Origin of the sequence: Amycolatopsis viridis (genome assembly GCF_011758765.1) — a bacterium.
Taxonomy (GTDB): Bacteria; Actinomycetota; Actinomycetes; order Mycobacteriales; family Pseudonocardiaceae; genus Amycolatopsis_E; species Amycolatopsis_E viridis.
Genome location: NZ_JAANOU010000001.1, coordinates 3,659,566 through 3,684,017 on the forward strand (window position 1 = coordinate 3,659,566; position 24,452 = coordinate 3,684,017).

The 24,452-nt window shown below is 72.4% G+C and carries 20 protein-coding genes; 7 read left to right on the forward strand and 13 right to left on the reverse strand.

Annotated features, from left to right (window positions below):
- Window positions 1-164: 164 nt before the first annotated feature.
- The 5 genes from FHX46_RS18165 to FHX46_RS18185 form a co-directional block, all read right to left on the reverse strand.
- Complete coding sequence (locus tag FHX46_RS18165) at window positions 165-671, reverse strand: mycothiol transferase (protein WP_167116356.1); 507 nt, start codon at window positions 669-671, stop codon at window positions 165-167.
- Between the two features lie 9 nt (window positions 672-680).
- Window positions 681-1,427, reverse strand: a complete 747-nt coding sequence (locus FHX46_RS18170; RefSeq protein ID WP_390622627.1) for an ABC transporter permease — start codon at window positions 1,425-1,427, stop codon at window positions 681-683.
- 70 nt (window positions 1,428-1,497) lie between these two features.
- Window positions 1,498-1,992 (reverse strand): MmpS family transport accessory protein, encoded by a 495-nt coding sequence (locus FHX46_RS18175; protein WP_243871301.1) that lies wholly within the window; start codon window positions 1,990-1,992, stop codon window positions 1,498-1,500.
- A gap of 198 nt (window positions 1,993-2,190) precedes the next feature.
- Complete coding sequence (locus tag FHX46_RS18180) at window positions 2,191-3,684, reverse strand: FGGY-family carbohydrate kinase (RefSeq protein WP_167116359.1); 1,494 nt, start codon at window positions 3,682-3,684, stop codon at window positions 2,191-2,193.
- Window positions 3,677-5,092, reverse strand: coding sequence for an L-fucose/L-arabinose isomerase family protein (locus FHX46_RS18185; RefSeq protein ID WP_167116361.1), 1,416 nt, complete (start codon window positions 5,090-5,092; stop codon window positions 3,677-3,679). The genes FHX46_RS18180 and FHX46_RS18185 overlap by 8 nt, the downstream gene beginning before the upstream one ends.
- Before the next feature lie 112 nt (window positions 5,093-5,204).
- Between FHX46_RS18185 and FHX46_RS18190 the strand changes: the two genes are divergently transcribed.
- Complete coding sequence (locus FHX46_RS18190) at window positions 5,205-6,185, forward strand: LacI family DNA-binding transcriptional regulator (protein WP_167121541.1); 981 nt, start codon at window positions 5,205-5,207, stop codon at window positions 6,183-6,185.
- A gap of 354 nt (window positions 6,186-6,539) precedes the next feature.
- Here FHX46_RS18190 and FHX46_RS18195 read toward each other — a convergent pair whose 3' ends face one another.
- The 3 genes from FHX46_RS18195 to FHX46_RS18205 are packed head-to-tail and all read right to left on the reverse strand — an operon-like array spanning window position 6,540 to window position 10,129.
- Entirely contained in the window at window positions 6,540-7,532 is a 993-nt protein-coding gene (locus FHX46_RS18195; RefSeq protein WP_167116363.1) for a substrate-binding domain-containing protein, read from the reverse strand.
- 15 nt (window positions 7,533-7,547) lie between these two features.
- A complete protein-coding gene (locus FHX46_RS18200) occupies window positions 7,548-8,579 on the reverse strand; it encodes an ABC transporter permease (RefSeq protein ID WP_167116366.1) in 1,032 nt (343 codons plus the stop codon).
- Window positions 8,576-10,129: a sugar ABC transporter ATP-binding protein gene (locus FHX46_RS18205; RefSeq protein WP_167116369.1), complete on the reverse strand. Its 1,554-nt coding sequence runs from the start codon at window positions 10,127-10,129 to the stop codon at window positions 8,576-8,578. Before FHX46_RS18205 ends, FHX46_RS18200 begins: the two co-directional genes overlap by 4 nt.
- Window positions 10,130-10,280: 151 nt before the next feature.
- Between FHX46_RS18205 and FHX46_RS18210 the strand changes: the two genes are divergently transcribed.
- Both FHX46_RS18210 and FHX46_RS18215 read left to right on the forward strand, forming a co-directional pair.
- Window positions 10,281-10,865, forward strand: a complete 585-nt coding sequence (locus FHX46_RS18210) for a DNA-binding protein (RefSeq protein WP_167116371.1) — start codon at window positions 10,281-10,283, stop codon at window positions 10,863-10,865.
- An 18-nt stretch (window positions 10,866-10,883) separates the two neighbouring features.
- Complete coding sequence (locus FHX46_RS18215) at window positions 10,884-11,540, forward strand: RES family NAD+ phosphorylase (RefSeq protein WP_167116374.1); 657 nt, start codon at window positions 10,884-10,886, stop codon at window positions 11,538-11,540.
- A 37-nt stretch (window positions 11,541-11,577) separates the two neighbouring features.
- On the opposite strand, the gene FHX46_RS18220 is transcribed toward FHX46_RS18215, so the two are convergent.
- Together FHX46_RS18220 and FHX46_RS18225 are read right to left on the reverse strand one after the other, a co-directional pair.
- Window positions 11,578-13,509 (reverse strand): S9 family peptidase, encoded by a 1,932-nt coding sequence (locus FHX46_RS18220; RefSeq protein ID WP_167116377.1) that lies wholly within the window; start codon window positions 13,507-13,509, stop codon window positions 11,578-11,580.
- 9 nt (window positions 13,510-13,518) lie between these two features.
- Complete coding sequence (locus FHX46_RS18225) at window positions 13,519-14,508, reverse strand: TerC family protein (protein WP_167116381.1); 990 nt, start codon at window positions 14,506-14,508, stop codon at window positions 13,519-13,521.
- A 263-nt stretch (window positions 14,509-14,771) separates the two neighbouring features.
- On the opposite strand from FHX46_RS18225, the gene FHX46_RS18230 reads away from it, so the two are divergent.
- The 3 genes from FHX46_RS18230 to FHX46_RS18240 all read left to right on the forward strand — a co-directional run bounded on the left by FHX46_RS18230 (window position 14,772) and on the right by FHX46_RS18240 (window position 19,389).
- On the forward strand, window positions 14,772-17,606 hold the full coding sequence (locus FHX46_RS18230) for an alpha/beta fold hydrolase (RefSeq protein WP_167116384.1): 2,835 nt from the start codon (window positions 14,772-14,774) through the stop codon (window positions 17,604-17,606).
- Between the two features lie 82 nt (window positions 17,607-17,688).
- The gene (locus tag FHX46_RS18235; protein WP_167116387.1) at window positions 17,689-18,615 is read left to right on the forward strand and encodes an ABC transporter permease; all 927 of its coding nucleotides are present in this window, start codon (window positions 17,689-17,691) and stop codon (window positions 18,613-18,615) included.
- Window positions 18,616-18,633: 18 nt separating this feature from the next.
- A complete protein-coding gene (locus FHX46_RS18240) occupies window positions 18,634-19,389 on the forward strand; it encodes an enoyl-CoA hydratase/isomerase family protein (protein ID WP_167116390.1) in 756 nt (251 codons plus the stop codon).
- Window positions 19,390-19,641: 252 nt separating this feature from the next.
- Here FHX46_RS18240 and uvrB read toward each other — a convergent pair whose 3' ends face one another.
- The 3 genes from uvrB to FHX46_RS18255 all read right to left on the reverse strand — a co-directional run bounded on the left by uvrB (window position 19,642) and on the right by FHX46_RS18255 (window position 23,560).
- On the reverse strand, window positions 19,642-21,795 hold the full coding sequence (uvrB, locus tag FHX46_RS18245; protein ID WP_167116394.1) for an excinuclease ABC subunit UvrB: 2,154 nt from the start codon (window positions 21,793-21,795) through the stop codon (window positions 19,642-19,644).
- Between the two features lie 49 nt (window positions 21,796-21,844).
- Window positions 21,845-22,099 carry a hypothetical protein gene (locus FHX46_RS18250; RefSeq protein ID WP_167116397.1) on the reverse strand — a complete coding sequence of 85 codons (255 nt, stop codon included), beginning with the start codon at window positions 22,097-22,099 and terminating at the stop codon, window positions 21,845-21,847.
- 207 nt (window positions 22,100-22,306) lie between these two features.
- Entirely contained in the window at window positions 22,307-23,560 is a 1,254-nt protein-coding gene (locus tag FHX46_RS18255) for a PucR family transcriptional regulator (RefSeq protein ID WP_167116400.1), read from the reverse strand.
- A 58-nt stretch (window positions 23,561-23,618) separates the two neighbouring features.
- Here FHX46_RS18255 and FHX46_RS18260 point away from each other — a divergent pair, with 58 nt between their 5' ends.
- Window positions 23,619-24,146, forward strand: a complete 528-nt coding sequence (locus FHX46_RS18260; protein ID WP_167116405.1) for a DUF402 domain-containing protein — start codon at window positions 23,619-23,621, stop codon at window positions 24,144-24,146.
- Window positions 24,147-24,452: the final 306 nt, after the last annotated feature.

Sequence of the window (24,452 nt, forward strand, 5' to 3'; positions counted from 1 at the left end):
GCGATGTCCTCTTCGGACAGTTCCGGTTTCGCTACTGGTGACCTGGGGATTTACCCGGGATACCGCGGGCATGCCACGGCGCGCGGCATGCGGCACTGGGCCGTTCGAGCGACTTCGTCCGGAACCACGGCACCAATGGTGTGATCCGGCGAGGGCACCCCGCCCTAACGGCGCTGAAGGATGCCACGGACGAACGCGGCCTGGCCGGCGTGCTGCAGGTCGTCGGACAGGATGCTCACCAGCCGGACGCCCAGGGTCACCGGCGGGTCCCACGCCTCGTCGACCACCCGGTCCAGCTCCAGCTCGCCCAGCCCGCGCAGCCACGCCACCGTCGAGTCGTGCACCGCGTCGTGGTAGCCGGTGAGCAGTTTGGCTTCGGCGCGCACCGCGGCGACATCCTCCGACTGGTGGCCGTAGCCGGTCGCGCCCCGGCCGAACGGCAACCCGAACCGCTCGTGCCAGCCCTGCTCGGTCCACACCTGAGGAGTGCCGGCCAGGTCGGCGATGTGGTCGTCCTGCACCCGCGTCAGGTGCCAGACCAGCCACGCGATCGAATTGGCGTCCGGGTCGAGCCGCTCGGCGAGCTGGTCCTCGGTCAGCCCGTCGACGGCTTCGTGCACCACCTCCCGGATGCGACCGAAACCGTCGATCAGCAAGTCCGCAACAGTCATGCCCCCACGCTAGCGGCGATCGATCAGTCCCGCCGCGACCAGTTCGACCGTCACCAGCACGGCGATCGACTCGGCGGCCAGCAGGCCGAGCAGGACCAGCACCTGCGTCACCCCGGCCTGCACCGGCCCGGCCCCGCCGAGCAGCACGCCGACGAAGGCGCCCGGCAAGGTGACCAGGCCGACGGTGCGGGTCTGGTCGAGCGCCGGGATCAGCGCCTGGCCGGCGGTCGGGCGGCAGATCTCCAGTGCCGCGGCGCGGCGCAGGAACCCGAGCGCGAGGGCGGCCTCGTACTCGCCATGCCGCGCGGTCAGCTCGTCCAGGGCGCGCCGCGCGGCCTGCGAGGTCGCGGTCATCGCGCCGCCGATCACGATGCCGGCGATCGGCACGACCGCGATCGGCCGCAGGGGCACCACACCGAGGGCCAGGACGAGCGCGAGCACCGGCAGCACCCCGCTCGCCAGGGCCAGCGCGACCCACGCCAACCGTCCCAGCGGAAGCCCGACCCGGCGGGTCGACGTCACCGCGGCGACGGTGAACATCAGCAGCACGAACAGTCCGGTCCACCAGCCCGACCGCAGCACCACGGTGATCAGCAGCGACACGGCGGCGAGCTGGGCGACGGCGCGCCCCGCCGCGGTCACCACCGTCCAGCCCGGCCCGAGCCGTCCCAACTGGACCGCAAGCGCACCGGCGACCACGAGCGCGACGAGGACGACGGCCAGCATGGGGCCGGCGTGCAGGGTCGCTCCGTTCACGCGGACGATCGTGCCTCACCGGGCCGGGCGCTCGCCCGCTCCGGCAACCACGCAGGCGGCCGGGACGAGGTCAGGGCAGGGACTTCGAGCAGCGCACCATCCCCTGCGGCGCCGACACCGACCGCTCGCTGACCACCACGCCGTCGACGACGATCCGGCAGGTCAGCACGCCACCACCGGCGCTTTGCGCGGTGAGGCTGAAGTACTGGTGGGCGCCCTGCGCCCCGGTCCGCACCAGGGACACCGACCACGGCGTGCGGGTGTCCAGAACCTGCGCGATGTCGGCACCCTGCGCCACGTAGGTCACGTTCAGCGCGTGCGCGCCACCGGTCAGCTCGTAGGTGACCTGGTAGGACGCCTGCGGACCGGGCGCGGCCGGGGCCACGATCGGTGCACCGGCGCCGCTGAGCGAGCCCACCTCCGGATCGGTGGACCGCTGGCCCGCGGCCAGCAGCGAGGTGAGGCCGACCGTCAGGACCACACCGAGGGCGGCGAACACCGCCATCGAGCTGGCCAGCGGCCGCCGCGGTCCCGGGCTGGGGCGCACGGTGGGAACAACACCCATGGCGTCGTCTTCTCTCGGCTCTCCGCGCTTCCACCGAGCGCGTCAACCATTCCTCGCGAGCCGAGCACCAATCGTTACCTGCGGTGCACACCGTCATCCGCTTTTCACCCGTTCGGGGTAGTGCAACGAGCTGACCTGCGGACTTTTCCGCGTCGACGGCCTCGGTCGCGCAGGATGATCCCCGGAGTCGCGTCGAGGTCAGTGCTCGCTCTCCCGCTGCCGCGCGGCCAGGAAGTGCGTGACGTCCTTGGTGGCGGGGTAGAGCGCGCGGTACCGCTCGTAGAACCGGTCGTAGACCTCCATCGCGCCTGGGTCGGGGCGCACGGTGCGGGCGACCGGGTTCCACCGCGCGGCATCCGGTTCGGCGCCGATCGCGACCGCCGCCAGCAGGGCGTCCCCGAACGCCGCGCCGATCGTCTCGGCAGGCACCTGCTGCTCGGCACCGGTCACGTCGGTGACGATCTGCGTCCACAGCCCGCCCTGGGTGCCACCGCCGACGGCAACCAGGCGGCTCGCGGCGCCACCGGAATCGCGCATCGCCTCCAGGTTGTGCCGCACCCCGTAGGCGATGCCCTCCAGCGCGGCCCGGTACAGCTCGCCGATGCCGTGCGCGGTGGTCAGCCCGGCGAGCACGCCCCGCGCATCCGGGTCGAACAGCGGGGTCCGCTCCCCCGCGAAGTACGGCAGCAGCAGCAACCCCCGGCTGCCGGCCGGCACCTTCGCCGCCTCGCCGACCAGTGCGGCGAACTCGCCGCCGACGAGACGGCGCAGCCAGTCGGTGATCGCCCCGGACGTCGCCATTCCCGCGGCGAGCGAGTACGTGCCGGGGAAGGCGCCGCAGGTGGTCCACAGGCCGGTGTGCGGCCGCGGGTCGGCGAGCACCTGGATCAGGAACATCGTCGTCCCGTACATCACCATCGTGTCACCGGGCTCGCTGACCCCGACGCTGGCGGCCTCCGCCCACGCGTCGACGGTGCCGGCGGTGACCGGAAGCCCCTGCGGCAGGCCGGTTTCCGCCGCGGCGGCCGCACTGACCGTGCCGGCCACCTCGGTCGGCCAGACCAGCCGCGGCATCTCGACCCCGGGTGCGCACCGCTCCGCCCAGTCGCTCGCCCAGTCGCCCCCGCGCAGGTCGTACATCGGGTCGCACTGGCTGGCGGAATGGTGGTCCAGCACGTACTCGCCGGTCAGCCGGTGGACCAGGTAGGAGCTGCACATGAGGAACAAGCGGGTGCGCCGGAACACCTCCGGCTCGTGCCGGGCGAGCCACCGCCACTTCGGGCCGACCGCCTGCGAAGACAACGCCGTGCCCGCGCGCTCCACAATCGAGTCCGCGCCCAGTTCCGCAGTCAGTTCCTCGATCTCGCGCGAGGCGCGCGTGTCCACCCCGTACAGGATGGCCGGGCGCAACGGCCGTCCGTCGGAGTCCGCGGGCAGCAGCACCGGGCCGATGCCACTCACCCCGAGCGCGGCGAGGCGGCGCTCACCGGCCGCCGCGACCAGCTCCCGCGTCAGCGCGAGGAAGTCCTGCCACCACACCGCCTCCGCGTCGTGCTCCACCCAGCCGGGGTGCGGGTAGGACGTCTCGTGCGCCCGTGATGCCCGGGCGACGATCTCACCGTCGCGGGTGACCAGGACACCCTTCGAGCTCGACGTCCCGATGTCGATGCCGAGCAGCAGGTCCTCAGCCACGGGACCACTCGTGCAGCTCGACGCCGAGCAGACCGGCCGCGGCACGCAGCTCGGCGCGGCGGTCACCCGGGATGGCGTGGATGTGGTTGGCCCCGAACTCGGACAGGAACTTCTCCGCCGGCGCGTCCAGGCGGGCCCACGCGTGCGGCCATTCCGGGGTGGACTGCCGCATCAGCGCTTCGTTGGTCTCGTCGTCGTAGTTCTCGAACTCGCCCAGCATCAGCTGCAGACGGTACTCCCCCGCCTGCCGGGTGAGCCGCCCCAGTGTCATCTGCCCGGGCGCGGCGATGTGCTGCACCGAGGCGCCACCGGCCGGGAAGAAGAACACCTCGGGGTACAAGTGGACCTTCGCGAGGTTCACCGCCGGGTCGTCGCTGCGCGCGGCGAACCAGGTGGCGTGCTGGCCGGAGTTGCACAGGTCCCAGATGTCGCGGTCGGCGTGGTAGTGACGCACGTCGGCGAACAGGACGGGGGTGCCGGAGATCCGGTGCATCAGCTGCATCGTGAGCGCGCCGTCCATGTCCGCCTCGGTGGCGGTGACGTGCACCGGTTTGGGGCCGTCCCAGTCGTAGGGGTCGTTGAGCAGGGCCTCGGTGACGTCCATCGTGGCGAAGTGCTCGGTCAGCTCGGGCTGGCCCTTGATGCCGGAGAAGTCCAGGTTGCGCTCGGCGATGATGTCGCGGATGGCGAGGTAGGAGCGGATCTGGCGCTCCAGCAGCTCCGGGGTGAGCTTCGCACCGTCGTAGTGCACCCCGGCGGCGTGGTCCTCGAGCCACCGCCGCGCCTTGGCGGCCTCGCCGACGTCGGCCTTCTCGGCGCGCAGCACCAGCTCGTACTGGTCGATCTCCTCGACGTCGATGCCGAACTGCCGCATCCACTGGTCGGTGTTGGCCACCGCGGTGTTCATGCCCATCGGCCGTCCGCCGAACCGGCCGAACGTCGATCCGCGCAGGGAGGCGACCGCGGCCGCGGCGCGGGCGTGCGCGCCGATCCGCTCGGTCAGGTCCGCGTCGTCCGGGGCGCCCCACAACCGCGTGTGCGCACGGCCGATCTGGTCCAGTGCACCACCGGCGGCGAGCATGCCGACCAGGCCCGGTTCGGTGGGGTCGGTGCTGGCGACGAGGATCAGGGGGCTGCTCGTGGCGTCCGCGGCGAGCATCGTGAAGTGCGGGAAGCTCCACACCGCGTAATAGAAGACGGTGACGTCCACCCCGGCCGCGGCGACCTCGCGCGCGACCGAGGAGGCCAGCGTGTTGGTGGCGACCAGGTCGGAGCCCGCCACCACGTCATGCCCGGCCGCGGCGAGCGACCGCACGAGCGCGTCCTGTTTGGACTGGATGAACCGGGCGTTGCGCGCGTGCACGTGGTCACGCCCGTCGGAAATGCTGATCACGCCGATGCGGGCCACCGCTGCCTCCTCGGGCGGGTAATCGATTACTCACGACGCTATTCTGGACCCCGGGCGGTGTCAATAGCCGCCCGGAGCCCGCGTGAGCGGCACGGAAGACGGGAGGTCGCGGGTGGCGACCATCAGCGACGTGGCCCGCCACGCCGGCGTGTCGACGGCCACGGTGTCCCGCGCGCTGAACGGCGTGTCCACAGTGGATCCGGCGCTGGTCGCGCGGGTGCGCGCGGCGGCCGAGGAGCTCGGCTACCGGCCGAACGGGCTCGCGCGGAACCTGCGCCGCCAGGAGACCGCCGTCCTCGCGCTGGTCATCTCCGACGTGGAGAACCCGTTCTTCACCGCCATCGCCCGGGGCGTCGAGGACGTGGCGCAGACGGCCGGCTACTCCGTGGTGCTCTGCAACTCCGATGAGAACGCGGAGAAGGAACGCCGCTACATCGACGTGGCGCTGCAGGAACGGGTGGCCGGGGTGGTCATCTCGCCGACCGACGAGTGGGCCGGGGTGGAGATGCTGCTGCGGCGCGGCACCCCGGTGGTTGCGGTGGACCGGCCGCTGCGGGCGGGCACCGGCGACCAGGTGCTGGTCGACTCGCGCGCCGCGGCCCGCGCCGCGACGGAACACCTGATCGCGGCGGGCTACCGGCGGGTCGGGTGCGTGACAGGGCCGGCGGGTGTCCGCACGGCTGACGACCGGCTGGCGGGATACCGGGACGCGCTCGGGCGCCGCAAGCGGCGGGAACGGCGGGCGGAGTACCGCGCGGCCGGCGGCGCGGCGGCGACGCGCGAGCTGCTGGCCGGGGCCGAGCCGCCGGACGCGTTGCTGGTCGCCAACAGCGCCATGGCGATCGGGGTGCTGGAGACCTTGCGGGCCGAGGGGTTGCGGCTGGGGCGCGACGTGGGCGTGGTGGCGTTCGACGACGTCCCGTGGGCGACGCTCATCGACCCGCCGCTGACCGTGGTCGCGCAGCCCGCCTACGAGATCGGCGCCGAGGCCGCGCGGTTGCTGCTGGCGCGCATCGCCGACGGCACCCTGCCCCCGACAGCCACGACACTGGAGGCGCAGCTCATCGAGCGGGGCTCGAGCCACCGCGCCTGACGGCTGTTCGCCTTCGCGCGCGCACCCGCAGCCCCGGCACGACCCAGGTGAGGTGAACACGTCGCCCGCGGCGGCAAACACGGCGCCCGAAGTGGCGAACACGCGGTCCGGAACGGCAAACACGGCGCCCGCAGCGGCGAACACGCGGTCCGCAGCGGCGAACACGACGCCCGCAGCGGCGAACACGCGGTCCGGAACGGCAAACACGGCGCCCGCAGCGGCAAACACGGCGCCCGCAGCGGCGAACACGACGCCCGGAACGGCGAACACGGCGCCCGGAGTGGTGAACACGGCGGCCGGAGTGGTGAACACGGCGGCGGGGGTGGGTAATACGGGCGACCGGGGGTGCGCGGGTCAGGAGCCGGTGTTCAGCTCTGCGTAGGTGGCGGCTGCGTTCTCCTTCGTCACCAGCCTCGTCGGCAGCGTCTGGGTCTTGGGCACCTGCCCGCAGTCCAGCAGGATGCGCTTCGCCGCGTCGACGGCTTCCCGCCCGCCGGTCGGGTAGAGGAACGTCGCCGACAGCCGGCCCGATTCCACCGCCTTCAGCCCACCGGATTCGATCGGCAGCCCGTCGATCCCGGTGATCGGCAGATCGGCGCGGCCGGCGTTCTGCGCCGCGATCCGTGCGCCCTCCCCCATCGGGTCGTTCTGCGAGTAGATCGCCTGGATGTCCGGGTGGGCCTGGAGGATGGCGTCGGCCTGCTGCTGTCCCTTGTCGCGCAACCAGTCGGCGTCCTGGGCGGCCACGATCTCGATCTTCGAGCCCTCGATGCCCTGCACGAACCCGTCGTGCCGTTCCCGCGCCGGGGTGGATCCGGCCAGCCCGCGCAGTTCGGCGATCTTCCCGCCGTGCGGCAGCAGCACGTTCTTGAAGTACTCGCCGGCCTGCCTGCCGATGGCGGTGTTGTCCGCGCCGATGAACGAGGTGTAGGCGTCGCCGTCGACCTTGCGGTCCAGCACCAGCACCGGGATGCCCTTGTCGAAGGCGCGTTTCACCGGTGCGGTCAGCGGGGTCGCCTCGTTCGGGCTGATGATGAGCAGGTCGATCTGCTGGGTGAGGAAGGTGTCCACCTGCTCGACCTGTTTGGAGTTGTCCTGCGCGGCGTCGGCGAAGTCGACGGTGAACTGCGGCACCGCCGCGACGGCCGACCGGATGTCGTCGTTCATCCGCTGCCGGTAGGGCTCGGCGACGTTGGCTTGGCTCATCCCGATCGTGTACTTCCCGTCGGCACCGCATTTGGCTGTCGCACCGGGGCCGCCGCCGGCGCCGGCGTTCTCGTGGGTGGTTCCGCAGGCGGCGAGCAGCAGGCACGCACCCGCCGCGGCCAGGGCCCGGGACTTCTTCATGCGCTTCCCCTCTCGTCAGGAAACCGATGCCGGGCGCAGCCGCTGCAGCCCCGCGGCGAGCACGATGACCAGGCCGATGACGAGCAACTGGACGTTGGAGTCCACGTTGTTCAGGGCCAGGATGTTGCGCAGCACGCCCACCAGCAGTGCGCCGGCGACCGTGCCGACGACCGAGCCGCGCCCGCCCATCAGGCTCGTGCCGCCGATGACCACGGCGGCGATGGCGTCCAGTTCGTACATCGCGCCGTCGTTGGGACCGCCGAAGTTCAGCTGCCCGGCGTGCACGATCCCGGCCAGTGCGGCCAGCAGCCCGCACAGTCCGAACACGACGATCTTGACCCGCTTCACCGGCACCCCGGACAGGCGCGCCGCCTTCTCGTTGCCACCGATCGCGTAGACGTGCCGGGAGAACGCGCTGACCCGCAGCAGCACCACGGCCAGCGCCGCGACCACTCCGAAGATCAGCGCGGGGATCGGCACCAGCCCGTCGAACGTGCGCTCCCTGAGCAGCGAGAACGTCACCGGCGCCTGACCCGGCCGGTCGCCGTAGGTGATCGACACGCCCTGGCCGCCGGACCAGATGCGCGCGAGCCCGCGTGCGATCTGCATGCCGGCCAGCGTGACGATGAACGCCTGGATTCCGAACGCCGTGATCGCGATCCCCTGCAGCAGCCCGAATCCCAGGCCGATCGCCAGCACCGCGAGCACGGCGGGCACCAGGCCGAGGTCGTTCCCGGTCAGCAGCACGGCCGAGCCGACGCTGGCCAGGCCGAGCACCGAGCCGACGGACAGGTCGATGGCGCCGATGAGGATGACGAGCGTCATCCCGACCGCGAGGATCCCGATCTCCGACATCGAGCGGACGACGTTGAACAGGTTGCCCGAGTCCAGGAACACGAGCTCGCCGTTCTTGCTCGGCGAGTACACCACCGCCGCGGCGAACACCAGCACCAGGCCGAAAAGGCTCTGGAACCGGAACAGCGTCGCCAGCACACCGCCGCCGGGACGCCCGGACCCGGGGAGCACGGCCACCTTGGCCTGGGTCATGACGTCCCTTCCGCCACCAGGTCCTCGACGGCCCCCTCGCCCATCGAGAACGCCAGCAGCTCCGCTTCGCTGGTGTCCGCCGCGTTCAGTTCCCGCACGCTGCGCCCGTCCCGCAGCACGACGACGCGATGGCACACGCCGATCAGTTCGGCCGGTTCCGACGACGCGAGCAGCACCCCCACGCCCCGGCCCGCGGCTTCCCCGAGCAGCCGGTAGATCTCGGCCTTCGCGCCGACGTCGACGCCGCGGGTCGGCTCGTCCAGCAACAGCAGCGCGGGATCGGTGAGCAGGCCGCGTCCCAGCACGACCTTCTGCTGGTTGCCACCGGACAACGACCCGGCCGGGTCACGCAGCGAACCGAGCTTCACGCCGAGCCGGTCGACGATCTCCTCCGCCGCGCCGCGTTCCCGCCCACGGGACACCACCCCGGCCCGCGCGATCCGGTCCACGATGGACAGCACGGCGTTGGCGAGCACCGAGTGCTCCAGCGCCAGGCCGGCGATGCGGCGGTCTTCCGGCACGAACGCCAGTCCGAGCCGCAGCGCCGCGCGGGGGTTGCGCGGACGGACCTCCTTTCCCCGCAACACAATCCGCCCGGAGAAGCGTCCCCCGACACCGTAGATCGTCTCGAGCAGTTCGGTCCGCCCGGACCCGAGCAGGCCCGCCACGCCGACGATCTCACCGCGGCCCACGGTCAGGCTGATGCCGGCCGGATCGCGCCGGCCCGGCCGCCGCGACGGCACCACGAGGTCCTCGACCCGGAGCAGTTCCTCCCCCGCACCCGCGCCGCCCCCGGTGCGGAACACCGACTCGACCGGCCTGCCGACCATCGCCTCGGACGCCTGCCGCGCGGTCATCGCCCGCGCGTCGAACTCGGCGACGACCTCGCCGTTGCGCAACACGGTCGCCCGGTCGGCGACGCGGCCGATCTCGTCCATCCGGTGCGAGATGTAGACGATGCCGGCACCGCCGCGGCGCAGCCCGGCGATGACCGCGAACAGCCGGTCGATCTCCGGCGCGGACAGCGCCGAGGTCGGCTCGTCCATGACGAGGATCCGCGCGTCCAGGGACAGCGCCTTGGCGATGGTGACCAGCTGCTGCTCACCGGTGCGCAGCTGCTCGACGGGCCGCCGCGGGTCGAGCGCGATCCCGATGCGGTCGAGCAGCGCCGCGGTGTCCCGCCGCATCCGGCGGCGGTCCACCGTGCCCAGGCGGGTGCGTGGTTCGCGACCGAGGAACACGTTCTCCGCCACCGGCAGGGCCGGGACGAGATCGAGTTCCTGGTGGATCATCGCGACCCCGGCGCGCTGCGCGTCGGCGGGGCCGGCGAAGCGGACGGGCGCGCCGCCGACGCGGATCTCGCCCCGGTACCCGCCGACCTCGCCGGAGAGCACCTTCATGAGGGTGGACTTGCCCGCGCCGTTCTCCCCGAGCAGCGCGTGCACCTCGCCGGCGCGAACGGTGAAATCGACACCGCGCACCGCGTGGATCCCGCCGTAGGACTTGCTCACCCCGGCGAGCTCGACCAGCGGCGGCCGCGGCTCGTCCACTCTCGTCCCCCTCGCCACACTGCGAGAAATCGATTACCCGGCCGAACTTAGAGTGACCGGCGACACATGTCAAGAGTGGACGAGGTAGCGTCCACTCCGGTCAGTTTCCCCCGGCGCGCACGAATCCGCACGCCGGGCTATGCTCGGGCGCATGACGGTCGCGCTGGAGAACGTCCTCGCCAAGGCCGGTCTCCGGATCGACGCCGAGGACTTCCTGTCGCTGGTCGAGGACGCCGCCCGCCGGCTGTCCCCGCCGCACCCGGACCCGGCGTCGTTCTTCGGCCCGGGCCAGCGCGCCGCGCTCACCGCGGCCGGGCTCGACCTCTCACCCCGCCGCGACGACGAGACCGACGGCCGCGCCGCGTCCGTCGCCGCGTACGCGGTGCTGGCCGAGTCCGCGCTCACGGTCACCGAAGCCGCGCAGCGGCTGGACGTCGATCCGAGCCGCATCCGGCACCGGCTCGCCGAGCGGCGCCTGACCGGCTGGAAGGACCAGGGCGGGTGGCGGCTGCCGTCGTGGCAGTTCGGCGAGCACGGGCCGCTGCCCGGCCTGGACCTGGTCCTCGCCGCCGTGCCCGACGACCAGCCGGCGCTGGTCGTGGCCGCGTTCATGAACAGCACCCAGCCGGACCTGGAGATCGGCGGGCGCCCGGTGACCCCGCGCCAGTGGCTGCTGGCCGGGGGCGACCCGGCGCCGGTGGCCGCGCTCGCCGCCACCCTCGGCACCCCGTTCTGAGGGCCGCAGCACGAGCTCATGGCACGTCTTCCCCTGCCGCCCGCGCGGGCCGAACTGGTCGCCGCGCTGCGCCCGGAAACCGACCTCGTCACCGTGCCGCCCACCCAGCGGCTGGTGCGGATCTTCAGCACCGGTGGCGCCCACCCGCAGCAGTGGAACACGTTCCGCTACACCGGCCCGCTGCCACACGGCCGGTTCGACCCCCAGCCACCGGATCGCGACGGTGGCCCGGTCACCGGTTCCGGCCACGGGGTGCTGTACTTCGGGCTCACCGTGCGGACGAGCGTGGCCGAGGTGTTCCAGACGACGTCGCTGGTCGACCGCAAGACGCGCGTCCCGCGGCTGGTCGTGGTGCGCCCGGCACGGCCGCTGCGGCTGCTCGACCTGACCGGTCTGTGGCCCACGCGGGTCGGCGCCTCGCAGGAGATCTCCAGCGGGCCGAAGAAGATCACGCAGGCGTGGGCGCGGGCGATCCGCACGGCGTTCGACGGACTCGACGGGCTGTGGTACCGCTCGTCGATGGACGGCGGATCGCCCGCGCTGTGCCTGTGGGACCCGCCGGCCGGGGACGCGCTGCCGCTGGCGCCGGACATCCTGCTGCCGCTGGACCACCCCGGGCTGGACGTGCCGTTGGCACGGGTCTGCGAGGAGCTCAACTACGTGCTGCTGAACTGACCCGCGGGCGAGTCCGCCCGCGGGTCCGGCCGGCTCGTCAGGACAAGTGGCGCGACCACCACTCGAGGATCGCGTCGAACCGCTGCCGCCGGTGCCGGGGCTTGCCGGACCGGCTCAGCTCGTGGCCTTCGCCGGGGAAGAGCAGCATCTCCACCGCCGTGCCGTTGCGCTTGAGCTCCACGAACAGCCGCTGCGCCTGCTCGACCGGGCACCGCCAGTCGTGTTCGGAGTGGACCACGGCGAACGGGATGCCGATCTGCGCGGCGTAGGTCAGCGGGCTGCGCTCCCGTTGCACCGCCGGGTCCGCACCGACGTAGGCCTCGCTGAAGAACCAGCCGATGTCCGAGCTGCCGGTGAACGAGTCCCACGCGTTGACCGCCCGCTCGCTCCACGCGGCGCGGAACCGCGAACCGTGGTGGGCCGCGAGCCAGGTGGTCATGAACCCGCCGTAGGACCCGCCCATCACGCCGACGCGCGAGGAGTCCAGGTCGTCGCGTGCCAGGGCCGCGTCCAGCAAGGCCAGCACGTCGTCCACGTCCACCGTGCCGAGACCGTGCACGATCGCCTGACCGTGGCTCTCGCCGTAGCCGGCCGACCCGCGCGGGTTGCCCATCACCACGGCGTATCCGGCGGAGGCGTACACCTGCGCCTCGTCGAACAGGCCCCAGTCGTAGGCGGCGAACGGGCCACCGTGCACCACGAGCAGCACCGGGTGCGGCCCGTCGCCGTCCGGCCGCACCAGCCAGCCGTGCACCGGGTAGCCGTCGGGCGCGGTGGTGGTCAGCTCCTCGACCGGCCGGATCCCCTTGCCCCGCAAGGGTTCCGAGAAGTCGGTGAGCACCCGCTGGTCCGGGCCGTCGAGCAGCACCACGTCCCCGGCGCTGTCCGGCCGCGCCACCACCGCGGCGATCCGTTCCCCGTGCACGGCGAACGAGCGCACCGCGCACCGGTCACCGAGCAGCCGGTCCAGCCCGTCCAGCGGCACCCGGTCAGCGTCCCGGGACACCGCCCGCAGCTCGACCGCGCCGCGGTTGAGCACGGCCACCAGGACCTGGTCGCGGAACCGCGCCGGCGGCACGTCGGTCGCGCAGTGCACCGACTCGGCGTCGGTCAGCCGCCGCGGCTTGGCCGGCTCGCCGTCGGCGGGCAGTTCCGCCGCCCACAGGCCGGGGTTGCGGGCGACGGCGTGCGGCCAGGTGAACTCGGCGCCGTAGTAGCAGACGGTGCCGTCGTCGAACACGGCGGGCTTGACAGCGCTGCCGGCGGTGCGCACCACGAGCACCGGCTCGCCGCCGCCCGCCGGCACCCGGTAGAGGTCGCTCTCCTCGGTGTCGGCCGTGCCCCAGTCACGTGGTGCGACGACGAGCAGGGCCGAGCCGTCCGGCAGCCACGCGGGGTCGGACACCTCGGCCTGGTCGTCGGTCAGCGGCTCCGGTTCACCCGGATCGGTGGCATCGACCACGAACAGCCGCGACGGCCGGTCACGCAGGAACCCGACATTGTCCAGCCGGTAGTCGTAGCGGGTGATCCGGCGGGGCGCCTCCGCGTCCGGTTCGACGACCTCGCCGTCCTCCCCCGGGGTGCCGTAGCGGCCCGGCTCGGGCAGGCGCGCGGTGAAGGCGATGCGGCGGGAGTCCGGTGCCCACACCGGGGCGCCGGCGCCGAGCGGCAGGTCGGTGATCCGCCGGGCGTCGCCGCCGTCGGCCGGCATCACGTGCAGCTGGGGCTTGCCCTGGTCCTCCGCCCGGAGGAAGGCCACCCAGCGGCCGTCCGGTGAGATCGCGGGAGCGCTGTCCCGCTCACCGTGGGTCCACTGCCGGGCCGGTCCGCCGTCCGGGTCGGCCCGCCACAACGCACTGCGGTAGGTGTTGCCGCCGAGGTCCGGGGAGGCGACCGCGGTCAGCAGCAGGGTGCCGTGCAGCGCGGGCGTACCGGGCACGGCGACGAGTTCGAGATCCGAAGGACGCATGCCCCGAACCTACCTGATTTCGTTAGCCTCGCTAAGAGCTTCCGTCGCCGACTTCTTCTCGTCCCGCTTCGCCTTCGCCAGGCTGAGCACGGTGGTCACCGCCAGGACGACCACGATCACGCCGAGGGACACCCAGTTGCCGATGTCCAGCCAGTCCGGCACGGCGTGGTATTCGTGCAGCGCGTGCAGGATCAGCTTCGCGCCGATGAAGGCGAGGATCACGGCCAGCCCGTAGGACAGGTAGACCAGCTTCTGCACCAGGCCGCCGAGCAGGAAGTACAGCTGCCGCAGGCCCATCAGCGCGAACGCGTTGGCGGTGAACACCAGGAAGGCCTCCTGGGTGATGCCGAAGATCGCCGGGATCGAGTCGACCGCGAAGAGCAGGTCCGCGCTGCCGATCGCGACGATCACCACGAACATCGGCGTCAGCCACCGCCTGCCGTCCCGCTTGAGCGTCATGCGGTGACCGTGGAAGTCCTCGGTGACCGGGTAGAGCTTGCGGATCCAGCGCACGACCGCGTTCTCGTGGTACTCCTCGTCGTGGTCGTCACCGCGGACCAGGCTGATCGCCGTCCACACCAGCACCGCGCCGAACAGGAAGAACACCCACACGAACTGGGCGATGAGCGCGGCGCCGATCGCGATGAAGACGCTGCGCATGGCCAGCGCGAGCAGGATGCCGATCAGCAGCACCCGGTGCTGGTGGATCGCCGGCACCCGGAACGACGCCATGATGATCATGAAGATGAACAGGTTGTCCACCGACAGCGAGTACTCGGTGATGTATCCGGTGAAGAACTGCACCCCGTAGTCGTGCCCGGCGAGAACCCAGACGCCGATACCGAACAGCACCGCGCAAGCGACGTAGAACACGACCCACCTGGCCGCTTCGGCGGTGGTGACCTCATGCGGTTTGCGGTCGACGACCACCAGGTCGACGGCGATGAGAACCAGCAGTCCGGCCACGGTGGCAGCCCACAGCCACACGGGAACAGTCATGTACGCAATACCTCCGGTTAGCGCGCAGCAGCAGCTAGCCGGAGGTCTCTTCCGCCGGTGGATCACCGGCCGACGGTGCCGGGTGTCCCGCAGGACCGCCGTGCTGACGACACCGCCGCGAAGGAATACTCCCCTCCACGTCAGGACCCATCATCCCTGACGAACCGGACGAACACCACTTCGGGTAAGGCTCATCACCCGGATCCCCCCGGGATCCGACCGCGCTGCGGCGTTCTCAGGAAAGCTCCCATACCGTTTCCGGTGTGCCCCGAATCCCGCTGCCGCACACGCGCCGTGCCCGGGCGGTGACCCTCGCGGTCGTCGTCGTGGTGCTCGCCGCCGTGGCGCTCGTCTGGACCCGCTCGCCGAGCGAACCCGCCGCGGTCCCGGCGCAGGACGCCGTCCTCGACGTGCCGGCCGCGCCCGGCTCGGCGGCGACGGTGCGCCTGGACACCACGCTCTACCTGCCCGCGCACACACCCGCGCCGGCGATCCTGCTGCCGCACGGGTTCGGCGCTGACAAGACCAGCGTCGCCGGGGACGCGCAGGACCTGGCGCGCCACGGGTTCGTGGTGCTCACCTACTCGGCACGCGGGTTCGGGCACAGCACCGGCGAGATCGGGCTGAACGACCCGGACTTCGAGGTCGCCGACGCCACGCACCTGGTCGACTGGCTCGCCACCCGCCCCGAAGTCCGCCTCGACGGCCCCGGTGACCCGCGGATCGGGGTGCTCGGCGCCTCCTACGGCGGCGCACTCGCACTGCAGCTCGCCGGCCGGGACAAGCGGATCGACGCGATCGCGCCGGTGATCACCTACAACGACCTGGCCCAGGGGCTCACGCCGAACGCGGCGACGACCACGCCCACCCCCGGGACGCCCGCGGCCGGGGCGTTCGCGCCCGACGGGGTGTTCAAGAAGGGCTGGGCCGGCCTGCTGTTCTCGGCCGGCAGCTCGTCCACCGCCGGCGGCGGTCTGAGCGCCGACGCCCCCGAGCCCGGTCAGCAGAGCCAGGACAACCAGTCCGGCAGCACCGGCAGTGGCGGCGGTTCGGCGGCCGGTGCCACCCCGGTCCCCGCACAGGCGCCACCCCCGCGCGGCTCGGCGGGCTGCGGCCGGTTCACCGACGAGATCTGCCGGGCCTACACCGAGCTCGCCACCACGGGCAGGGTCAGCGCGCAGGTCGCGGCCCTGCTGCAGCGGCTGTCGCCATCGGCCGTCACCGGGCGCATCACCGCGCCCACGCTGCTGGTGCAGGGCGAGGCCGACACCCTGTTCGGGCTCGACCAGTCCGACGCAACGGCCCGGCAGATCACCGCGGCCGGCGGGCACGTGCAGCAGGTCTGGTACACCGGCGGGCACGACGGCGGCCGTCCCGGTCCGCAACTGCGCGCGAAGATCGGCGACTGGCTGTGGTTCCAGCTCACCGGCGAAGGCGGCAACCCGTTCAGCGGGTTCTCCTACGACGTGCAGGGCTCGCTGCGTGCCTCCGGTTCACCGTCGGTGCGCACCGTCGACGCCGGTCCGTACCCGGCGCAGGCGGAACGGCGCACGCTCCGGCTGAGCGGCGCCGAGCAGACGATCGTGAACCCGCCCGGCGGCACGCCCGCCGCGGTCAGCGGGATCCCCGGGCTGAACGGGGCGGTCAGCGGCTCCTCGCGGCTGTCCGGGCTGTTCACCGCCGACCCGCCGGGGCAGTCGGCACGCTTCACCACGGCGCCGGTCGGCTCGCAGCTGCTCGTGACCGGCTCGTCGACCGTGCGGCTACGGGTGTCCGGCACCGGCGATGCGGTGCTGTTCGCCAAGCTCTACGACCTCAACCCGGACGGCACGCGCACGCTGCCGGCGAACGAGGTCGCTCCGATCCGGGTGGCGATCCCGGCGTCCGGCACCGCCGACGTGACCGTGACGCTGCCCGGGATCGTGCGGCCCGTGGAGGCCGGGCATGCGCTGCAGCTCGTGGTCACCACGACCGACCAGGCGTACGCCACCCCGGTCGCACCGGCCGCGTACCGGATCGCCCTGACCGACCCGGTGCTGGCCGTGCCGGTGGTGCCCGGGCACGCCGAGGGCGGCGGGTGGCCGGCCGGCACGGTCCTCGGCATCGCGGTGACCCTGGCGATCGCCGCGGCGGCCGCGGCGATCGCGGCGCTGCGCAGGCGCCGCTCCCACCGGGCCGATCCGGAGCTCGCCGCGGTGCCGCTGGTGATCGACGGGCTGACCAAGTCCTACCCGGGCGGCGTCACCGCGGTGAACGACCTGTCCTTCCGGGTTGAGCCTGGCCAGGTACTGGGCCTGCTCGGCCCGAACGGCGCGGGCAAAACCACCACCCTGCGGATGCTGATGGGGCTGATCACCCCGACGGCCGGGGAGATCGTGGTGTTCGGCCACCGGGTGACGCCGGGCGCGCCGGTGCTGTCGCGGATCGGGTCGTTCGTCGAGGGCTCGGGATTCCTGCCGCACCTGTCCGGCGCCGCGAACCTGCGGCTCTACTGGGACGCGACCGGGCGGCCGGCCGAGCAGGCGCACCTGGAGCAGGCGCTGGAGATCGCCGGGCTGGGCAACGCGGTGCACCGCAAGGTCCGCACCTACAGCCAGGGCATGCGGCAGCGGCTGGCGATCGCCCAAGCCATGCTCGGGCTGCCGGAGCTGCTCGTGCTCGACGAACCGACCAACGGGCTCGACCCGCCGCAGATCCACCAGATGCGCGAGGTGCTGCAACGGTACGCGGCGACCGGGCGGACCGTGGTGGTCTCCAGCCACCTGCTGGCCGAAGTGGAGCAAACCTGCACGCACGTCGTGGTGATGCACCGCGGGCGGCTGGTGGCCGCGGGCGAGGTCGGCGACATCGTGGCCGCCGGCGGCGAGGCCACCTTCCGGGTGGACCGGCCGGACGCGGCGGCCGACGCGCTGCGCGGCGTGCCCGGGGTGTCCGCTGTGGACGTCGACGGCGACCTGGTGCACGCCGACCTGGACGGCATGCCGCGCGCCGACGCCGTCGCGATGCTGGTGCGCGCCGGGGTCGCGGTCGAGCAGGCCGGTCCCCGGCGGCGGCTGGAGGACGTGTTCCTGCAGCTGGTGGGAGAGGACGGCGCATGACCGAGTACGAGGGCCACAGCCCGCGCCGGGCGGACCGGTGCGCTGCCGGGCAGCCGGCGAGGCCGCGGCGGGAGGGAGACGCATGACCGAGAACGGTGTGCACACCGACCCGGCGGCGCTGGACGACCTCACCGACGCCGCGAGTCACACCCACAGCGGCGTCGGTGCGGACGGCGCCGTCGCCGGCTACCGGGCGCGGCGCACGCTCCGGCTGGGCGTCGAGCTGCGGCGTCAGCTGCGGCGGCGGCGCACCCAGCTGGTGCTCGGGTTCGTCGTGCTGCTGCCGTTCATCCTGGTGGTGGCCTTCGAAATCGGGCAGTCCAGCCCGAACCGGCGCTCCGGCGGGTTCGTCGACCTGGCGACCGCGAGCGCGCCGAACTTCGTGGTGCTGGCACTGTTCGTGTCCGGGACGTTCCTGCTGCCCACGATCGTCGCCCTGTTCTTCGGGGACACGATCGCGAGCGAGGCATCCTGGTCGAGCCTGAAGTACCTGCTCGCAATCCCGGTGCCGCGGCACCGGCTGCTGCGGCAGAAGGCCGTCGCGTCCGGGCTGCTGGCGGTGGCGGCGCTGGTGCTGCTGCCGCTGGTGTCGCTCGTGGCGGGGCTGATCTTCTACGGTGCCGGGGACGCGGTGAGCCCGACCGGCGACGCGATCCCGTTCGGCCGCAGCCTGGTGGCGCTCGCGCTGTCCACGGTGTTCGTGGTGGTCCAGCTCGCGTGGGTGGCCGGGCTGGCGCTGCTGCTGTCGGTGCTCACCGACGCGCCGCTCGGCGCGGTCGGCGGGGCGGTGCTCGCGGCGATCCTGTCGCAGATCCTGGACCAGATCACCGCACTGGGCACACTGCGCAACTATCTGCCGACGCACTACGCGTACGGGTGGATGGACCTCATCGCGACCGACATCGACTGGACGAACATGGCGGCCGGGCTGTTGTCCGCGGTGATCTACGCGACGGTGTTCACGCTGCTGGCCGCCCGCCGGTTCGCGACCAAGGACATCACCAGCTGAGCCCGCTACGGTGAGCCGATGACGATCGAGCTGGACAAGGCCGGCGACGTGGCCGTGCTCACGCTGGCCCACGGCAAGGCGAACGCACTGGACACCGAGCTGTGCCGGGAACTGGTGGCGCAGCTGGAGAACGCCGAGCTCAACGGCGTGCGGGCGGTGGTGCTGGCCGGGCGGGACGGGATGTTCTCCGCGGGCGTGGACCTCAAGCGGGTGTCCGCCGGCGGGGCGGACTACGTGCGGGAGTTCCTGCCGGCGCTGTCGGATGCGTTCCTGGCGGTGTTCGGGTTCCCCGGCCCGGTGGTGGCGGCGATGACCGGGCACGCCATCGCCGGCGGGGCGGTGCTGGCCGCCGCGTGTGACCGTCGGGTGCTCAACGCCCGGCAGGGGCGGGTAGGCGTGACCGAACTGCTGGTCGGGGTGCCGTTTCCGCTGGTGGCGCTGGAGATCCTGCGGTGCGCGTACGGGACGGAGCGGCTGCCCGGGTTGACGTTCCTCGGCGAGACGTACGCCGGGGAGGACGCGCTGGCCCGCGGGCTGGTCGACGAACTGGCCGCGCCGGACGAGGTGCTGCCGCGGGCGATCGAGACGGCCACGCGGCTGGCGGCGGTGCCCGGGGACGTGTTCCGCCACACGAAGGCGCAGATCCACCGCCCGTTCGACGAGCGGATCGGCGAGCAGCGCGCCGGGGACGACGCTTACGTCGAGCAAGTGTGGCAGTCGGCGCCCGCACTAGCGGCGATCGAGCAGTACGTGCGGAGGACCCTCGGCAGGTGACCGGCCGGGTGGTGGTAGCCCGCACAGCCACCCGCCCGCCGCCAGACCGAACGACCACCACTCGCCCAAGCCCACCGGGTCGAACGACAGCCGCCTGGCGGTAACTGGCCGGGCGTCCCGGGCGAGGCACCGGAGATCCCGGCACGACAACGGGTCCGGTAGCCGCGTCCACCCCGGATCACCGACGGCTGTGCTCGCGCTCGTGCGGTCTGGTGGTGCGGGGTGCGCCGGCCGCGGCGCGGCGCACCGTCGTCACTTCAGCCCGGCGGCGTCCATGCCCCGCAGTTCCTTCTTCAGGTCCGCGATCTCGTCGCGGAGGCGGGCGGCCAGCTCGAACTGCAGGTCGCGCGCGGCCTGCATCATCTGGTCGGTCATCTGCTGGATCAGGTCGGCCAGTTCCGCGCGCGGCATGCCGGCCACGTCGCGGTCCACCAGCACCCCCGAGCTGCGGCCACCCTGCTCGGGTTTCTTGCCCCGCGAGGCGTTGCGGCCCGAACCGCCGACCTGCACCGCCTGCTCGGAGTCCTCGGCCTCGGTGTAGACGCGGTCGAGGATGTCGGCGATCTTCTTCCGCAGCGGCTGCGGGTCGAGGCCACGCTCCTCGTTGTAGGCGATCTGCTTCTCGCGGCGGCGGTTGGTCTCGTCGATCGCGTACCGCATCGAGTCGGTGATCTTGTCCGCGTACATGTGGACCTCACCGGAGACGTTTCGCGCAGCCCGGCCGATCGTCTGGATCAGCGAGGTGCCGCTGCGCAGGAAGCCCTCCTTGTCCGCGTCGAGGATCGCCACCAGCGACACCTCGGGCAGGTCCAGGCCCTCCCGCAGCAGGTTGATGCCGATCAGCACGTCGAAATCACCCGAGCGCAGCTGCCGCAGCAGCTCGACCCGCCGCAGCGTGTCCACCTCGGAATGCAGGTACCGCACCCGGATGCCCAGCTCCAGCAGGTAGTCGGTGAGGTCCTCGGCCATCTTCTTGGTCAGCGTGGTGACCAAGACCCGTTCGTCCCGCTCGGCGCGCACCCGGATCTCGTGCACCAGGTCGTCGATCTGGCCCTCGGTCGGCTTGACGACGACCTCCGGGTCGACCAGACCGGTCGGCCGGATGACCTGCTCGACGAACTCGCCGCCGGTCTGGCCCAGCTCATACGGGCCCGGCGTGGCCGACAGGTACACCGTCTGCCCGATGCGGTCGGTGAACTCCTCCCAGGTCAGCGGCCGGTTGTCGAGTGCGCTGGGCAACCGGAACCCGTGCTCGACGAGGGTGCGCTTGCGCGACGCGTCGCCTTCGTACATGCCGCCGATCTGGGGCACCGTCACGTGCGACTCGTCGATGACCAGCAGGAAGTCCTCGGGGAAGTAGTCGATCAGGGTGGCCGGCGCCGACCCCGGCGGGCGGCCGTCGATGTGCCGCGAGTAGTTCTCGATGCCGGAGCAGAACCCGACCTGGCGCATCATCTCGATGTCGTAGCTGGTGCGCATGCGCAGCCGCTGGGCCTCCAGCAGCTTGCCCTGCTTCTCCAGGCGGGCCAGCTGGTCGGCCAGCTCCTCCTCGATGCCGCGGATCGCCTTCTCCATGCGCTCCGGCCCCGCCACGTAGTGGGTGGCCGGGAAGATGCGCACCTCGTCGACCTCGCGCACGATCTCGCCGGTGAGCGGGTGCAGGTAGTACAGCTTGTCGACCTCGTCGCCGAAGAACTCGACCCGCACGGCCAGCTCCTCGTACGCGGGGATGATCTCGACCGTGTCGCCCCGGACCCGGAACGTGCCGCGCGAGAACGCCAGGTCGTTGCGGGTGTACTGCACGTCGACCAGGGCCCGCAGGAACGTGTCGCGCTCGACCTCCATCCCGACCGAGAGCCGGGCGGAGCGGTCGAGGTAGGACTGCGGTGTGCCCAGGCCGTAGATGCAGGACACCGACGCGACCACGATGACGTCGCGCCGGGACAGCAGGTTCATCGTGGCGGAGTGCCGGAGCCGCTCGACGTCGTCGTTGATCGACGAGTCCTTCTCGATGTAGGTGTCGGTCTGCGGGACGTAGGCTTCCGGCTGGTAGTAGTCGTAGTAGCTGACGAAGTACTCGACCGCGTTGTGCGGGAACAGCTCACGCAGCTCGTTGGCCAGCTGGGCGGCGAGCGTCTTGTTCGGCGCCATGACCAGGGTGGGCCGCTGGACCCGCTCGATCAGCCACGCGGTGGTCGCCGATTTGCCCGTACCGGTGGCGCCCAGCAGCACGACGTCCTTCTCGCCGCGCGTGAGGCGCTCGGCGAGCTCGTCGATGGCCGCCGGCTGGTCACCAGCGGGCTGGTACTCGCTGACGACCTTGAACCGGCCGTCCGCGCGCGGGATGTCGGAGACGGGCCGGAACTCGGACTGGGCGAGCACGGGGTGTTCGGTTGCGAAAGCCACGTTCCCCAGAGTAGGCGGGCCCACCGACACTTTTCAGCGTGGCGGGGTTTCAGCAGGCCAGGCGCCGATCGCGGGCGGCGCGGGCCAGGCACGCCTCGCACGGCATGCCGCAGATGCGCTCCAGCAGCTCGGCGCTGCCGCAGCGGATCGGGGCGCCGCAGCGGGCGACGAGGACCTCCGGGATGGGGCCGGTCTCCGGGATGGGGACGAGGTGGCACACCCGGTCGCGTTCACCCGTGGCTCCCGGCCGCAGCCGGACGAGGGCCATCACTCCGGTCGGTTCGGCGTACACGACGTTCCCCATACGGAGATCGTAAACCGGAATAATCGTGGAATCTTCGTGCCCTCGGCCCAATCCTCCGGTCGGGTACTGGTCTTGCGAGACGAAAGCGGGATGACGCGGGCGGACGCGAAATGGCGCGGACAGCACCGATGACGCGAATGACGGCGCGAGGGGTTCCAGCGGGCGCAGCGTCCGGCGGCCGCGGCCGCCGGCCGGTGCACCGGGGATCTACGGTGCCGTCAGCACGGCCGCGCCGAGCCGGTGGCACAGCCGCAGCGCCAGTTCCACGTCGAGGCGGTTCTCGGCGACCGGGCGGCCCAGCATCTCCTCCGCCTTGCGCACCCGGTACTGCACCGAGTTCTTGTGCATCGTCAGCTGGGTGGCCGCCGCGGTGTAGCTGCCGCCGGTGGACAGGAACACGCGCAGCGTCTCGCGCAGCCGGGCGTGGTGCTCGTCGTCGGTGGCGAGCTGGTTGAGCGTGTCGGCCACCCAGCCCCGCGCGGCCGCGATGTCACTGGCCATCAGGGCGATGGCGCCCACGTCGCGGAAGGTCAGGAACCGGTCGCAGTGCTCCCCCGCGGCGAAAGCCAGGTTGTAGACGCGCTGGGCCTGCCGGTGGCTGCGGCGGAACCCGTCCAGGCCCGCACCGGGGTCGCCGAGCACGAACCGGACGCCCGGGTCGGCCTTGTCGAGCACCTTCCGGACCCGCTCCTCGTCCGGCATCGCGGCCCGCTCCAGGGGGAACCAGACCCACGCGCACATCTCGTCGTTCGGCACGAACAGCGGCGCTCCGGCGCTGGGCAGCCCGCCGGCCAGCTCGGTCGCGACCGACTCCAGCGCGCTGAGCACGTGCCCGGCCGGCGGGAGGGGCGCCTGCCACACGATCATCGCCAGGTGGGTGCCGCGCAGGCGGTAACCGAGGCTGGTCTCGCTGGTGTCGGTGGCGCCGCCCTCGATCAGCGTCCGCACCCGCGCGGCGCGCACTGCGCTCCGGTTGACCAGCCAGCGGTCGCGCTCCTCCTGGTAGGCGGACACCGCCTGCTGCGTGACCCGGTCGATGAACGCGAACGCCTCGGTCAGCGCGTGGCTCATCATCCCGCCCACCACGGCGGGGTCGCGCTCCAACCGCACCGCCTCGGGCAGGGCGTACTCCAGCAGCGCGGTCTGGCCCAGGTAGTAGGCGCGGATCAGGTCGACGACCGGGGTGCCGCGCTGGGCGAGCCGGCGCGCGTACTCCGTCGCGGCGGCGGGCGCCTCCACGCGGCGCGGATCGATGCCGTGCTGGAAGATCCGCAGCGCGGTGTCGACGTTCTGGTAGACGCTCGCCGACAACAGGCTGACCACGCTCTCGTCGTCGTTGACCAGGTTCGGGAGCTCACGCGCGTACACCTGCACGACCTTCTCGGTGAGCTCGGTGGCCCGTTCGGCGAGCAACGCGGCCACGCGCGCCACTGCCTCGATCGCGTCTGCCTCGTCCGCCACGTGATCACCCTACCGCCGCGACAATTCCGTTCTGCCTGTAAACCAGCAGAATGGAGCGATGACCGCGCACGCCGGGACGATCCACTCCCCCAAGATCGAGACCTTCGACGTCGCGAACCGGACGAACACCGACCCCAAGGGCATCGCCCGCGCCGTCGAGGAGTACCGGGTCGAACCCTTCGGGCTCTACCTCGCCCGCCGCACGCCGGGCCGCGCCCAGTTCCACTACCTGGAGTCCTGGCTGCTGCCCGGGCTCGGGTTGCGCGTGACCGACTACTGGTTCCGCCCCGGGCACGAACGTGATCAGGACTTCTACCTCGACGTGGTCTCGGTGGAGCGCGACGGCGCCACCTGGCGCACCACCGACTGGTACCTCGATCTCGTGGTGCGCGAGGGCGAGCGGGTCGACGTGCTCGACACCGACGAACTCCTCGCCGCCACCGGCGCCGGGCTGCTCACCCCGCGCGAGGCCGAACGCGCGCTGGCGATCACCTACGGCACCGTCGACGGCCTCGCCGCCCACGAGTACCGGGTGGACCGCTGGCTCGCCACCTGCGGCATCCACCTGACCTGGCGGCGGCGCTGATCCCGCCGGCCGGCGGCGGAGAAGAAGTTGACGTTCGAGGGCAACCGAACCGCTCCCGGCGGCGTCACAGTTGCGGAGCTCGCCCGCCTTCCGGTGTGCACCACCGCGCAGGCGGGCCGGCTGCTGTCGCTCGTCCGGCGGGCCGCCACGGCGGTTCCGGCGACGAGCGCGGTTTCCTGGCGGCTGGTCGGCATCTGCTTGGGGGTATGCCGACCAGCCGCCGGCACTCCGCGATCAGCGGGCGGCTCCGGGTCACCGGCCGGTGGTGTCCACACCGGACCGGACGACGGCCGCGCCGCGTCAGCG